The sequence below is a fragment of the Pseudomonas kulmbachensis genome (assembly GCF_963681935.1).
Classification (GTDB): Bacteria; Pseudomonadota; Gammaproteobacteria; order Pseudomonadales; family Pseudomonadaceae; genus Aquipseudomonas; species Aquipseudomonas kulmbachensis.
Genome location: NZ_OY817088.1, coordinates 4017183 through 4031582 on the forward strand (window position 1 = coordinate 4017183; position 14400 = coordinate 4031582).

Consider the following 14400-nt stretch of genomic DNA (forward strand, 5'->3'; position numbering starts at 1 on the left):
CAGATCGGTCTATCTGAAAAAGCCCCGTGGCAGGAGTTCATGATCATGGCCCAAGAACCGCTCAGTATTTCTGCACCCTCACTGCCAAAAGGCGGCGGAGCCATCCAAAGCATTGGCAAAGGCTGGGCAGCCGTCGGCTTCACCGGCGCAGCGTCAGTCGCCATTCCCTTGCCCATCACGCCTGGCCGCGGCTATGCCCCAGCACTGGGATTGAGCTACAGCAGTGCTGGCGGACGGACAGAGTTCGGTCAGGGATGGTCAATCAACCGGCCCTCGATCAGTCGGAAAAACAACCGGGGCACGCCGCAGTTCGAGCCCGACGCCAATGGCAATATGAGCGAACCGGCCTACCTCTCGCCCAATGGCGATGTGTTGTTGCCTGAGCGCAATGCCAATGGCCAGATCAACACTCGCGATGCATCACGCTTTCGCGACCGGTCGTTGTCTGAAACCTACCGCGTGACCGCCTACAGACCACGGGTGGAAGGAGACTTCAGCACATTCGAACACTATGTCGGCGCAACCGATTCGTTTTGGCTGATCCAGATCGCCGACGGTAGCGTCCATATTTATGGCCATAGTGAAACCGCCCGATTGCAACACCGGCATGACACCTCGACCTGGGTTGCAGAGTGGCATCTTGAAGAGTCGGTCGCGGTGAATGGCGAACATGTCCTGTACGAATACATAGCTGAAAACGATGTATCGCTGAGCACTCTGACAGGGCCCTACGCAGACGCCTGGCAACGCAGGGACAGCAACACCCATCGTTATTTGCAGCGTGTGCGTTATGGCAATCTGACTGGCGACCGGGTGCCTTTTTTGCTGCAAAAGCCAATGGCACCGGTCTGGTTTTTTGATCTGGTGTTCGACTATGGCGAATCCGACGCTCGACTGGTGGCCCAGCCCGAGTACCCGCAGACCGCTGGCCAGTCGTGGCCACTGCGGGCTGACCCGGTCAGCAGTTACCGATATGGCTTCGAGGACCGCACTCTGCGCCTGTGCCATCAGGTACTGATGTATCACTGGTGTGCCGATGGCCCCGACAATACCGGCCCGGTACTGATTGAGGGCAAACCGACGCTGGTCCAGCGCCTGCAACTGGAGTACCAGCAGCAACCGGTTGCGTCATTGCTGAGCGCCGCTCACTTGATTGGTTATGTCGGGCAAGAGGCGCAGTTCAACCCGCCGATGGAGTTCGAGTACAGCTCATTCAACCTCACCGCCGGGGAGGCCCGGTTCTCGCCATTTTTTTCCGAGCAGGCGCCAAGGCTGGACGCGGGCATCGATGCCGGTAACTACCAATTGGTGGACCTGTTCGGCGATGGCCTGGCCGGAATCCTGTATCGCCTGGAAAACGCCTGGTACTACCGGCGCCCCGTCCGTCATCCCTCTCCCGGTCTTGATAAAAACGCGGTGAGCTACGCTGCGCGGGAGTTGCTCAAGCAAATGCCTGCCGCCAACCTGCAATCGCCGACACTTCAAGTTCTGACTGATCTAAACGGTGACGGCAAGCTCGACTGGCTGGTGGCCCAGCCCTCCATTGCAGGCTTTTTCACCCTCGACACCAATCAGCAATGGGACCACTTCACCCCCTACGCAGCCTTCCCCAGCGAATTTTTTCATCCGCAAGCACAACTGGCCGACCTGATGGGAGACGGCCTGTCGGATTTGGCGATGATCGGGACACGCAGCGTTCGCCTGTATGCCAATTTGAAGAACAAGGGTTTCGCTCCCCCCGTCCTGGTCAAACGCCAGGTCGATGAAAGCGCCTTGCCCGTATTCAGTGATGATCGCTACGAACTGGTGGCGTTCAGTGACCTGCTGGGATCGGGCCAGCAGCATTTGATCCGTATTACAGATCAGGCCGTGAGCTGCTTTCCTAACCTGGGGCGCGGTCGATTCGGCGAGCCGATCAACCTTGGCAAACTGGAGTTTGCCGGGGAGTTTAACCCCGCGCATATTCGGCTTGCCGATCTCGATGGCTCGGGTGCCGCCGACATCCTGTATTGGCAAAGTGGCTCGGTGCAGATTTTCATCAACCTCAGCGGGCATGGTTTCGCCGCCCCCGTCACTATTACGTTGCCCGAAGGGTTGCGATATGAGGCGCTGACCAGCGTCAGCGTGGCTGACCTGCAAGGTCTGGGCTGCTCAAGCCTGGTGGTGACCAGCAACACCTGCAAGCCAGATCTTGAGCCTGTTCATTGGCGTTGCGACTTTGTCAGCAACAGCAAACCGTATCTGCTGTGCGCCACGGACAACAACATGGGCGCTGCGGGCGAGGTTGTGTATCGCTCATCGGCCCAGGAATGGCTGGATGAAAAAGCCCTTCTGCAAGACCCGTCTCAGGCAGTGTCTGAAATGCCCTTCCCCATGCATCTGGTCAGTGAACAACGCCAGTTCGATCAGATTACCGGCAACCACTTATCTCAGTTCTTTGCCTATCGACACGGTTATTACGATGGCGTAGAGCGGGAATTTCGCGGATTTGGGTTGTTGCTGCAAACCGACACAGAGTCTGCACCGGCTACCGAGACCCAAGGATTTAGCGCACCGGTACTGAGCAAAACCTGGTTTCACACCGGCAAGACCCTGCACATGGCCGTTACCGATGCCTGGGCCGACGATGCACTGCTTGCGCCGCTGGGCAGCCCACTGTGCACCCAGCGCGTGGACGGCAACGAGCAGATCCATACCGACTGGGATGCCCCAACCCTGCGCGACGCGGCCCGCACCTTGAGTGGCTCGGTTTTGCGCACCGAAATTCTGGGGGTGGATGGCAATTGCGTGCCTTACAGCGTCTCGCAAAGTCGCTATGGCGTTCGCCTGCTGCAAGCGCGCTCGGCACATGACAACTACAGCGTCATGCTGCCTTTCGTCATCGAACAGCGCAGCCTGCAATACGAGCGCCAAGGCGATGATCCGCTCTGCCAGCACCAGATCAACCTGACCATGGATGAGTATGGCAGCGTAAACCATGCCGTCTCCGTTGCATGCGCCCGACGGGCCGGTGCACGGGCTCCGTACCCGGACGACGAAGATCACGCACACTTGCGTCGTTGGTGGGGCGATGCCTGGGACGACGCCCAACTGCGCTGCTACCTGAGCGAGAGCCATGCGCGGGTGTTACATATCAAGCAGACCGACTACCTGCGATTAGGCCTGCCCTACCGCAGCCAGGATGTGGCCTACGTCCTGGACGCTGGCGACCCATCGATCAAGAACATCAGTTATGAAACCTTTATTGGCCCCCAGTCACCGCTGGGCAAAGACCCGCTCAACGGCCAGCGCATGCTGGCGGGCCAGAGCCGCGTGCAATACCAGGGCTGCCCTGACGGGACGGTAAACTTCGAGGCACTGCCCGAATATGGCGAACAGGCCGAACTGGATGCCAGTGCCTTGCAAGCCTATGTGATCAAGGATGCTCAGGGCGCACCGACAAACCTGCTGGGCAACACTCCTGACGAGATCAAGGCCAAACTCGAATCGGCCGGTTATGTGGATGTCGGTCTGTGGCGGCCCACCAGCAACACGGTCGATGCCAGCACCAGCCTGTGGGCCGCACGCACGGGGTATTCAACTTTCGCCGCGATTGAGCATTTCAACAAATTGCTCGAGCAAAAACCGGTGGTATGGGTCAAACCGTCCAGGGTCAGCTATGACCACCTTTGGTTACTACCGGAAAAATTTACGGCACCTGACGAGGGTGTGACTGAAGTGGTTTACGACTACAAATCCTTGCAGGCCAAATGGATTCGTGACCCCAATCAGAATGTTAACGAAGCCCGCTACGATGCGATGGGCAGGCTGGTGCTGAGCACGTTCTGGGGCACCGAGTGGAACGACACAACCCAGGCGGTCATGGATGTCGGTTTTGGCACCATGGCCAGCCATACGCAGGCCACGGCAAGCGCTGGGCAGGCCATTGCCGACAGCTCGGTGATGGGCGACCTGGCCTCGGCCATGTTCTACGAACCCTGCAGCTGGATGGGGAAGGCGCCGCAGAACCTGCTGCCCAATGGCGTAGCGCTGGGGGTGCTGATGCCCACCGGGTATTTACGCGCCAGTGCGCGCAAACGCTTGGCCAACGGTGAGTACCCGCAAAGCCAGATCTCGGCTCAAACCTGCGCAGCCTTGTTGGCCTTGCCTCGCGAACCGGCCTATTGCGCAGTTTTGCAGGCTGACCGCTACCCGAACGACCCGCAACGCCAAGTACGCATGTCCATCAGTGCCTCGGACGGGTTTGGCCGAGCCTTGCAAAGCAAACAGAAGGTCGAACCGGGGCAGGCCTACGCAGTCGACGACCAAGGCAACCTGAGCATTACGGGAGGCCAGCCAGCACAGGTACAGGCCGCCGAGCGCTGGCGTGTCAGCGAGCGCGTGGAATACAACAATAAAGGCTTGGCGGTTCGCGTCTACCGGCCTTACTTCGCCGATAAGTATCGTTACATCAACGACGAGTCCTTTCGCCAGTTCGGTTACAGCGACCAACAGTTCTACGACCCGCTGGGCCGCCCGACCAAAACCATTACCGCCAGTGGTTATTGGCGGCGCCAGACGTACCTGACCTGGTACAGCATCAGTGAGGATGAAAATGACCTGTATCTGGAGGCCTTCCCCCTCAAAACCATGAGCAGCGTCGGCGATACAGGAGGCTTGCAATGACTATTAGCTTGCACAACCGGCAGGATGCAATGACCCCGATACTCACAGTCATTGAACCGCGTGGGTTGGCTGCCCGAACAGTTGCCTACTATCGCAGCAACCTCGAAGAACCTGTCAGCGAACGTGTAACTCGTCAACAATTCGATGCCGCCGGGCGACCCATCGCGTGCACTGACCCGCGCCTGGGCGCCCCCAATCAAAGCGCCGTATTCAGTCTGTCCAACCGGGTACTGTTAACCGACAGCGTTGATGCCGGTTGGCGTTTGCTTCTGGCTGACGCAAATGCCAACAACGCTGAAAGCTGGGACAGTCGAGGCAGCCATTGGCGGACCGAGTTCGATGAACTGGCACGACCGGTCTCCATTAGCGAACAAGGACCGGGCCAGCCTGAACAGGTTATTACGCGTCTTGGCTATGGCGCTGTTTCTGCGCCAGCCGCTGCACACAACCAGTGCGGTCGTTTGGTTCGCAACGATGACAGTGCCGGCACACAACTCTTTGCCGATTACACATTATCGGGCACCGCCTTGAGTGCAACACGACACTTTTTAACCCGCCTGCAGACGCCTGACTGGCCGCAGCCCGTAACCGAACGCGATGCGTTACTCGAACCCGGAAGTGGTGCAACCACTAACTGGCAGTACAGCGCCCTAGGCGAAACAACCTGTCAGATCGATGCCTCGGGTCATCAGCAACGCACGAGCTACAACGTTGCAGGTGAAGTCAACGGCGCAACCCTGCAACTCAAAGGAGGCACGCAAACTGCTGTTTTCCACAGCGTGGCCTATAACGCCTTTGGCCAAATTGAAAGCCAGACCCTGGGCAATGGCGTCACCCGCGCCAGCCAGTACGACCCTGCCAGCGGACGCTTGATAAAACTCACCTCAACCCGACCCGGTAGTACCCTGCAGTCGCTGAGCTATCAGTACGATCCGGTGGGCAATGTGCTGCAAATTGAAGACTTTGCCCAATCTGTGCACTTCTTTGCCCATCATAAAACCTCACCCATCAACACCTATCGCTACGACAGCCTCTACCAATTGATCGAAGCTACCGGCAGCGAAGCACTCGGGGCCAGCATTGGCCCGCATTTACCTGAACTTGCGCCCAACCCGGGCGATTTGAGCCTGTTGGTCAATTACCGCCAGACCTATCAATACGATGCGGGCGGCAATCTGACTGAACTACGTCATACAGGCCAGCAGAACTACACCCGCACGATGCTGATCGCGCCCAAAAGCAATCGTGGTTTGACCCAGGTTGAAATACCGGACTTTAACGCGGCCTTCGATGCCAATGGCAACCAGCAAGCCCTGCTACCCGGTCAGCCCCTGAGCTGGGATAACCGCAATCAATTGAGCCGAACCGTACAAGTCAGTCGCCAGGGAGGCAGCGATGATGAGGAGCGCTATATCTACGACGCCAGCGGCCAGCGCCTGCGCAAAGTCGGCACCCAGCAGGCAAAAATGGTGACCCATACCTCAGAGGTGCGCTACTTGCCGGGGCTGGAAATACATACCCACGAAGGAGAACGCCTTGAAGTCGTGATCGCGACTGCCGTTCGCTGCCTGCATTGGGCACACGGCAAACCCGACGCGGTCGAGAATGACCAGTTGCGCTACACCCTGGATGACCACTTGGGTTCAAGCACCCTGGAACTGGACGCACACGCCAGCCTGATCAGCCATGAAGGTTATTACCCCTATGGCGGTACAGCCTGGTGGTCAGCGCGCTCCGCCGTTGAGGCAGCCTATAAAACCATTCGTTACTCGGGCAAGGAGCGCGATGCCAGTGGGCTTTACTACTACGGCATGCGCTATTACGCGCCATGGTTGCAGCGGTGGATTAACCCGGATCCGGCGGGGACTGTGGATGGCTTGAATCTGTATCGAATGCTGCGCAACAACCCGCTGAACTTTGTTGATCCAAATGGCAATGCGCCGCAAGAAGTCGAGGCGGCCTATAACCATATGCTCAAACATGGCGAGGCGTGGGAGGACATAAGAACCCAAGGCAACGGTTTCACCGCCATCAGTGAGTTATCCGATAGAAATATGGCGAGGCTTAAGCAAGACCTGGACTTGTCAGCCGCAGAAGAGCTGTTCGTCACGGGGTTTCAAGAAGAAGTATTTAACCTTGTGCACTTTTCAAACAAGGATTTTCGCGACAGCAGTGGCGCACTGACGCTGCAGTCGAGAAAGCAGCTGCAAAAAAACAAAATCACCTTCGATAAAAACAATACCGAACTCTTGGACATCGAAAGTTTCGCTACAAACGATTTCGTATTTTTTTCACTAGAGGCCGGCGAAAAAAACCAGAAAGAAAAGAGCCGATTCGGTGAGCATCGATACCGGACGGTCCTGGAACCCATGCATGAGTATCACGACGTGGCGCATTTAGAGCTGACCGACCTTGCGCAAATTGATCAGAGACCCGTAACGAACCCACCCGCATGGGTAGCACATGGGGATAAAGATCTTTTTTTCAGGTCAGCCGAGTCAAACACAATTCTGCCTTCCATCTTTATGGGAATGGACATGATTGAGGGCCTTGCACTCAGCATTGTGAACGAGCTGCAACCGTTCAGCGGCGACACAAAAGAGGCTGTTTTCGAGTTGCAGCGTTCCGGGCAATCGGACGTGGTCATGAACAGTTTGTTTCGACCACAAATACTCATACCCCACAGCCTGACTATTTCGAAATCAAACCTGTCTTATAAAGGCCCGGCAAAAAGTACAGCATCCGCTGCAAGCTCTGCCCCCATCGTCAAGCATTTCTACGTTTGATGAGAAAAGAGGCTGTGAGCAAGCCGCAACATTAACCAGCCACCAACCCCGCCCTCGCCTGCAAACTCAAATGAGCTTTCTCGCCGGGGGCCAGGGTCTGGTTATGCGTGCCGCCACTGGTGGACTCCACGCACACAAAACCCATCACTTCATTCCAGCTCACGCCCAGTAATGGCCGCTTGCCCGGATGCCAGACCACCGTGTTGGCCTTGACTCCCGTGTCGATACTCAACGCTCTCTGCCAGGCGTGATCGTTGAGCTGCATTTCGCCGTCATGCTGGAACACCCGCTGGCAACCGCCTTCCACCCGCAGCTCGCCCTTCTGCTGACAAACCTCACGGTTCAACTGATCGTAGCCCTGCACACCGTCCAGACCGGACAGCGCTACCTCCGCGACATCACCAATACGCCAGTAAGCGCGTAATGCTTGGCTGACCTGGCACGGCTCATCGTCCTGATGTTCGGTACTCAGGCGCAGCTCCATTTCTTCACCCAGACGTGCATGCAAATCGACCTGCCAATCGCACAGCTGCAAACGCCAGTGCAGGGTCACACCCTCTTCATCGGTGCTGCTGTCGAGCAGCTTCCAGTCGATCAACCGCGCCCAACCATGGGATGGCCACGCGTTTTCACTGGGATGGCGGCCATACCAAGGCCAGCAAATAGGGACCCCACCGCGTATGGCACCCACTTGTGGCCATTTGGCTGCGCACCACAACCACGGCTTTTGCCCGGTTGGTTGGAAGTGCAGCAATTGCGCGCCCTGACGGCTGAATACGGCCTGGCAATGTGGGTGATCGATCACCAGTACGTCGCGTTGCTGAAAACGCTCCCACTGAAAAATCGGCTGTTCGCGTTTGGATTTGAAGAAACGGTGAAGCGGATGCTCATGCATGTGCCGCAGTCCTGAAAATCATACGCCGAGGTGTGCAGCCCCGAAAAAAAAACGGATAGCCAAGGCTATCCGCTGGAAAAGCAAGGAGCTTAGCGCAAGAACCCTAGAACACCGACTGAATTTTCAGTCCTGCTACCAATGCGTTATCTACCTGGTCCACACCACCCGGGTGAGTGATGTATTGCAGGTTTGGACGCACGGTAAGCCAGTTGGTCACGTGGAAGCCGTAGTTGATTTCGTAGTTGTACTCGGTAGAGCGCAATGGCGAGTACAGCGGATCGCTGTAGTCGGTGGCGCCAATGGCCGCGTTGGCCAGCTCGGCGTTTTTCTTCACCTCGTCGTTGACATGGATACGGGCAAAACCGATACCTACGTCATCTTTTGGACGCGCATCGAACGGGCCCTTGTACACGAACATCAGCGACTGGTAGTTGTCGACGATGTTGGTGTCCTTGTCGTGGAAGGTGGCATTGGCAGCAATGTTCAGGCCGCGGGAAGCATCACCGTTATGGGTGGTGAGTTGCTGCTGCGCAACAAACCAGTAGCCGCTTTTGCTGTTGCGAACGCGGTAGCTCTGGCCGGTGGTTGCGGCGTCATTGCCATTGATGTCTTCGCGCAGGTCATCGGCCGGCGCGGTGCTTTTGTAGTAACCGACACGGTATTCACCCGGCAGGCTGTTGACCTTCGGCGACCAGACCAGTTCGACCGGCAGGACGGTGCCCTTGGTGCCGCTGCCGCTGAGCTTGAAGCCATTGCCGTGTTCAAGCTGCGACGGATTCTGGTTGTACGCGCCGATCTGCGCATAGAACTCGGGCGAAATATTATATTTCACACGCAGTGCAGCCTGGCTAACCGGCCAGTTGTACCAGATGTTGGTGGCCCAGTTACCGACCTGGGAGCCGCAGAACGCCAGGTTCTGGAATTCGCACGGGAAGGTGTTGAAGTCTTCGCCTTCACCGAAGTAACCGGCCTTGACGTCCAGTTTGCCGTCGAGGAACTGGTGCTGAATCCACAATTGGGTCAAGCGCACCATATGGCCACGGCCGTAGACTTCCTGGGAGGAACTCAGAGTGCCGGCACGCGGGTCGCCGACACGGTCATTGGAGATGTTCTGGCCATTACGGTTGGTGAGTTGGATCTTGGCCTGGGTGTTATCCCAGCCCCACAGTTTCTGCAGGTCCAAAGCCACGCCCAGACCGAACTGGTCGCTGTAGCGCGCAGTCTTGTCGTCGTTGTAACCGCCATGCAGGTTGGCACCGACTTCACCGACGTAATCGGCCTTGATGTCGATGCCCTGTTCAATCAGTTTGGTCCGTTCACCGCCCCAGTCGCCGGTCATCCATTTCGAGTCGGCGCTGAACGCTTCGTCGGCGTAGACACTGCTTGCACCCAGGCTTAGCGCGATAATTGCCGATAGCTGGCAGGCCAGACGGGTGCGGGTCATTCTGTTAGTCATCCCTTAATCCTCGTTGTTTTCTTATTGGCATTGTTTAACGCGGCACAACTCAAGGAGGCCTGGTCACAGGCTCCCTGTTCCGACTTAACGACCCTTGAATTGCGCCACGTTATCTGCCCGGCCGTGGGTCTGAGGCGAACTCATCGCTCCCAGACGCTCGCCCGTATTCGCATCAAACAGTAGCACTTTGGCCGGATCGAACTGCAAATTGAGGCTCTGCCCCACTAGCGGCGCATCATCAGGGGCCATTCGGCAGCAGACCTTGCTCCCGTTCAGGTTCACAAAAACCAGGGTGTCAGGGCCTGTGGGCTCGATGACCTGCGCTTCAGCACGAATCGTTGGCAAGCCATTGGGCTCGGCGGGTGCCAACACAATCTGCTCGGCGCGAATGCCCACAATCACATCACGATCCTCCAGCCCGGCGTCCTGCATGCCCAGCGGCAACTCGCAGCGTGCCTGCCCGCTGTCGAGCAGGGCCAGCAACCGTCCTTCGCGACGCTGCAGGCGCAGGGGGATGAAGTTCATCGGTGGCGAACCAATAAAGCTGGCCACAAACAGGTTGGCCGGGTCGTTGTAGATCTGCTTGGGCGTACCGAACTGCTGGATGATCCCGTCTTTCATCACGGCCACTTTGTCGCCCAGGGTCATGGCTTCAATCTGGTCATGGGTGACGTAAACGGTGGTGGTTTTCAGGCGTTGATGCATCAACTTCATTTCAGTGCGCATTTCGACCCGCAGCTTGGCGTCGAGGTTGGACAGCGGCTCGTCAAACAGGTAAATCTTCGGCCGCCGCGCCAGTGCCCGCCCCATCGCCACGCGCTGTTGCTGACCACCCGACAACTGACCAGGCTTGCGGGTCAGCAGGTGCTCGATTTGCAGCAGCTTGGCAACCCGTGCGACTTCTTCTTCAATCGCCTCCGCGCTCATTTTGCGGATCTTGAGACCGAAGGCGATGTTGTCGCGCACGTTCATTGTCGGATACAGCGCGTAGGACTGAAATACCATGGCGATATCACGGTCCTTGGGGCTCATGCCGCTGATGTCGGCATCGTCCACCAGAATCGCCCCGCCACTGATGGTCTCAAGACCGGCAATGCAGTTCATCAGGGTCGACTTACCGCAGCCCGAAGGTCCCACCAGAATCAGAAATTCGCCATCGTTAATTTTCAGTTCAATGTTTTTCAGCGTGTCGGGCAAACCCTTGCCGTAGGATTTATTCACGTTACGTAATTCGAGAGTAGCCATGCCTTACCCCTTGACCGCGCCGGACGTCAGCCCGCGCAGAAAATACTTGCCCGCAAAAATGTAGACCAGCAGCGTCGGCAGCCCCGCGATCATGGCCGCAGCCATATCAACGTTGTATTCCTTGGCGCCGGTGCTGGTATTGACCAGGTTGTTCAGCGCCACCGTAATCGGCTGCGCATCCCCACTGGCAAACACCACACCAAACAGAAAGTCGTTCCAGATTTGAGTGAATTGCCAGATCAGACAGACCATCACGATCGGCACCGACATCGGCAGCAGAATCCGCCCGAAAATAGTGAAAAAGCCCGCCCCATCAAGCCGCGCAGCCTTGACCAGGGCATCCGGGATGCTCACGTAGTAGTTGCGGAAAAACAGCGTGGTAAAGGCCAGGCCGTAAACCACGTGCACCAGCACCAGGCCGGTGGTGGTGTTGGCCAGGCCCAGCTTGCCAATGGTGAACGAGGCCGGCAGCAACACGGTTTGAAATGGCAGGAAGCAGCCAAACAGCAGCAGGCCAAAGAACAGTTGCGAACCGCGAAAGCGCCACATCGACAGGACGTAACCGTTCATGGCCCCGATAAAGGTCGAGATCAATACCGCAGGCACGGTGATTTTCACCGAGTTCCAGAAGTACCCGCCCACCGTGTCCCAGGCCTTGATCCAGCCAATACCGTCAATTACTTGCGGCCAGCTCAGCAGGTTGCCGGTGCGGATATCTTCAGGGCTTTTGAAGCTGGTAAGCAGCATCACCACCAGCGGGATCAAGTAGATCGCGGCAGCTAGAATCAAGGTGGCGTAAATCGCCAGGCGGCTGAAGCTCAATCGTGGTGCCCCGATCCCGCTCGTCATATTAGTCATGGCGTTTATTCCTCAGTTCGGAATACAGGTACGGCACGAGGATGGCCAGAATCGCCCCCAGCATCATGATCGCACTGGCAGAACCGACACCCATTTGCCCACGGCTGAAAGTGAAGGAATACATGAACATCGCGGGTAAATCCGAGGAGTAGCCCGGGCCACCGGCGGTCATCGCCGACACCAGGTCGAAGCTCTTGATCGCAATGTGCGCAAGGATCATGAAAGCGCTGAAAAACACCGGGCGCAGGCTTGGCAACACGATGCGCAGGTAGATGGTCGGCAGGCTCGCACCGTCGACCTGGGCGGCACGAATGATCGACTGATCGACCCCGCGCAGACCGGCCAGAAACATCGCCATCACAAACCCGGAAGCCTGCCATACCGCCGCGATCACCAGGCAGTACACCACCCGATCCTGATCCAGCAGCCAGTCAAAACGAAAGCCTTCCCACCCCCAGTCGCGCAGCATTTTGTCCAGCCCAAGGCCGGGATTGAGCAGCCACTTCCAGGCCGTACCGGTGACGATCATCGACAGCGCCATCGGGTACAGATAAATCGTGCGGATAAAGCCTTCCTTGCGAATCCGCTGGTCGAGCAGAATCGCCAGGAACACGCCGATGACCAGGCTGATGGCGATAAACATCCCGCCAAATACCGCCAGGTTTTTACTGGCGACCCACCAGCGGTCGTTTTCCATCAAGCGTGCGTATTGCTGCAAGCCCACCCATTTGTAGCTGGGCATAAAACTGGAGTTGGTGAACGAAAGCACAAACGTCCACAAAATGTAGCCATAAAAGCCAACCAACACGATCAGCATGCTCGGCGCCAAAACCAGCTTGGGCAACCAGCGTTGCAGCGCATCAAAGGGCGAGGCCTTGCTGAACACAGCCACGGAACTCATCGAAATACTCCCGAGAGGGTATGCCGGCATCCGCAAACGCAGATGCCGCACAACCTGGGGTCATGGGGTGCCACGCCTGAGCGTGGCAGGTCAGAGCAACGAATTACTGCGCAGACTTGATCGCGGAGTAGAGCTTTTTGCCAGCAGTGGCTGGATCCGCATTCTTGTCACTCATGAAGTTGCTCACGGTGTCAAAAATCGCGCCTTGCACCGCCAGCGAAGTGGCCATGTTGTGCGCCATGCTTGGCAACTGGCTGTTGGACTTGCCCGCTTCGGCGAAGTCTTTGGCTGACGCCTGGCCACAGCTGTCGAACTTGCTCATGTCCAGATCGTTGCGTACCGGAATCGAGCCTTTGTTCTGGTTGAACACGTACTGGAATTCAGGTTCGAGGGCGATTTTGGCCACATCGTTTTGCGCTGCGATATTGCCTGGCGTGTTGTTTTTGGCAGACAGTTTGAACATCGCCAGCGAGTCGATGTTGTAAGTGAAGCTGCCCTTGGTGCCGGGGAAAGGCACGCATTCATAGTCTGTGCCAGCCTTCTTACCCGCAGCAGCCCACTCGCTCTTCGCCCAGTCACCCATGATCTGCATACCGGCTTTGCCGTTGATCACCTTGGCCGCTTCCAGGTTCCAATCCTGGCCGGTGCCATCCGGATCCATATAGCTCTGCAGTTTTTTCAGGTTGGTGAAGACTTCGGCCATTTGCGGGCCGGTCAAGGTTTTTTGATCAAGATCAATGAAGGCTTTTTTATAACCGTCAGGCCCCATGACGCTCAGCACCAGGTCTTCAAAAACCGTGCTGTCCTGCCAAGGTTGGCCACCGTGGGCCAGAGGTATAAAGCCCGCGGCCTTAAGCTTGTCGCCTGCGGCATAGAGCTCTTCAAGGGTGGTTGGCGCTTTGTCGATGCCGGCTTTTTTGAACACTTCGGGGTTGATCCACAACCAGTTCACCCGGTGAATATTCACCGGTACAGCCACGTAATGGCCGTTGTATTTCATGGTGTCGGATACGGTTTTGGACAGCAGCGCGTCCCAGTTATTAGTCTTGGACACCTCATCGAGGTTGGTCAGCAAACCGAGGGCGCCCCAGTCCTGCAAGTCAGGGCCTTTGATTTGTGCAGCTGACGGCGGGTTGCCTGACACGGCGCGGGTTTTAAGCACGGTCATGGCCGCTGCGCCACCACCACCGGCCACAGCGCTGTCCTGCCAGGTGTAACCGTCTTTTTCGATCAGCTTTTTAAGAACACCAACCGCCTTGGCTTCACCACCGGACGTCCACCAATGCACGACTTCAACCGTACCTTTGGAATCGGCAGGGGTGCTGGCATAGGTATTCAGGGGGAATAGAGTGGCAAGCGAAATGACAACGGCGAGGCGACTGAATGAATTCATGACTGATCCTTTCTTGTTGTTATAGCTGTGCAAGTCTTTTGCTTGCGCTGCCAAAGAGTGTATCCATCACTACCCGCCCCCGCGTAACGAAGAGACGCGCATATGTCACAACCTTGTGACACAGAGGTTTGGGCGATTTTCGATGCTGAAGGTTTTACGACAATGTCTGACACTGGGTTCCTGTAAGCCACCAAGCTGGGC

Annotated in this window: 8 protein-coding genes; 2 read left to right on the forward strand and 6 right to left on the reverse strand. The window is 57.2% G+C overall.

The annotated features are described in order from the left end of the window. Positions 1 to 39 precede the first annotated feature (39 nt). Positions 40 to 4665, forward strand: a complete 4626-nt coding sequence (locus tag U5A05_RS18595) for a SpvB/TcaC N-terminal domain-containing protein (RefSeq protein ID WP_321834282.1) — start codon at positions 40 to 42, stop codon at positions 4663 to 4665. Then, positions 4662 to 7451, forward strand: a complete 2790-nt coding sequence (locus U5A05_RS18600; protein WP_321834285.1) for an RHS repeat-associated core domain-containing protein — start codon at positions 4662 to 4664, stop codon at positions 7449 to 7451. The genes U5A05_RS18595 and U5A05_RS18600 overlap by 4 nt, the downstream gene beginning before the upstream one ends. A 31-nt stretch (positions 7452 to 7482) precedes the next feature. Here the strand turns inward: U5A05_RS18600 and U5A05_RS18605 are convergent, their stop codons facing one another. The 6 genes from U5A05_RS18605 to U5A05_RS18630 all read right to left on the reverse strand — a co-directional run bounded on the left by U5A05_RS18605 (position 7483) and on the right by U5A05_RS18630 (position 14199). Then, the gene (locus U5A05_RS18605) at positions 7483 to 8346 is read right to left on the reverse strand and encodes a D-hexose-6-phosphate mutarotase (RefSeq protein ID WP_261739361.1); all 864 of its coding nucleotides are present in this window, start codon (positions 8344 to 8346) and stop codon (positions 7483 to 7485) included. A 103-nt stretch (positions 8347 to 8449) separates the two neighbouring features. After that, entirely contained in the window at positions 8450 to 9802 is a 1353-nt protein-coding gene (locus U5A05_RS18610) for a carbohydrate porin (RefSeq protein WP_261739362.1), read from the reverse strand. A gap of 84 nt (positions 9803 to 9886) precedes the next feature. Beyond that, positions 9887 to 11047: an ABC transporter ATP-binding protein gene (locus U5A05_RS18615; protein WP_261739363.1), complete on the reverse strand. Its 1161-nt coding sequence runs from the start codon at positions 11045 to 11047 to the stop codon at positions 9887 to 9889. Positions 11048 to 11050: 3 nt separating this feature from the next. Continuing rightward, a complete protein-coding gene (locus U5A05_RS18620; RefSeq protein ID WP_261742480.1) occupies positions 11051 to 11896 on the reverse strand; it encodes a carbohydrate ABC transporter permease in 846 nt (281 codons plus the stop codon). Between the two features lies 1 nt (position 11897). Continuing rightward, on the reverse strand, positions 11898 to 12806 hold the full coding sequence (locus U5A05_RS18625; protein ID WP_261739364.1) for a carbohydrate ABC transporter permease: 909 nt from the start codon (positions 12804 to 12806) through the stop codon (positions 11898 to 11900). A gap of 103 nt (positions 12807 to 12909) precedes the next feature. Then, entirely contained in the window at positions 12910 to 14199 is a 1290-nt protein-coding gene (locus U5A05_RS18630; protein ID WP_261739365.1) for an ABC transporter substrate-binding protein, read from the reverse strand. Positions 14200 to 14400 lie beyond the last annotated feature (201 nt).

Bases quoted from the DNA above. Each gene is read 5' to 3' on its own strand.
- U5A05_RS18595 (WP_321834282.1), top strand. From the start codon at position 40: ATGATCATGGCCCAAGAACCGCTCAGTATTTCTGCACCCTCACTGCCA.
- U5A05_RS18625 (WP_261739364.1), bottom strand. From the start codon at position 12,806: ATGAGTTCCGTGGCTGTGTTCAGCAAGGCCTCGCCCTTTGATGCGCTG.
- U5A05_RS18620 (WP_261742480.1), bottom strand. From the start codon at position 11,896: ATGACGAGCGGGATCGGGGCACCACGATTGAGCTTCAGCCGCCTGGCG.
- U5A05_RS18610 (WP_261739362.1), bottom strand. From the start codon at position 9,802: ATGACTAACAGAATGACCCGCACCCGTCTGGCCTGCCAGCTATCGGCA.
- U5A05_RS18615 (WP_261739363.1), bottom strand. From the start codon at position 11,047: ATGGCTACTCTCGAATTACGTAACGTGAATAAATCCTACGGCAAGGGT.
- U5A05_RS18600 (WP_321834285.1), top strand. From the start codon at position 4,662: ATGACTATTAGCTTGCACAACCGGCAGGATGCAATGACCCCGATACTC.
- U5A05_RS18630 (WP_261739365.1), bottom strand. From the start codon at position 14,199: ATGAATTCATTCAGTCGCCTCGCCGTTGTCATTTCGCTTGCCACTCTA.
- U5A05_RS18605 (WP_261739361.1), bottom strand. From the start codon at position 8,346: ATGCATGAGCATCCGCTTCACCGTTTCTTCAAATCCAAACGCGAACAG.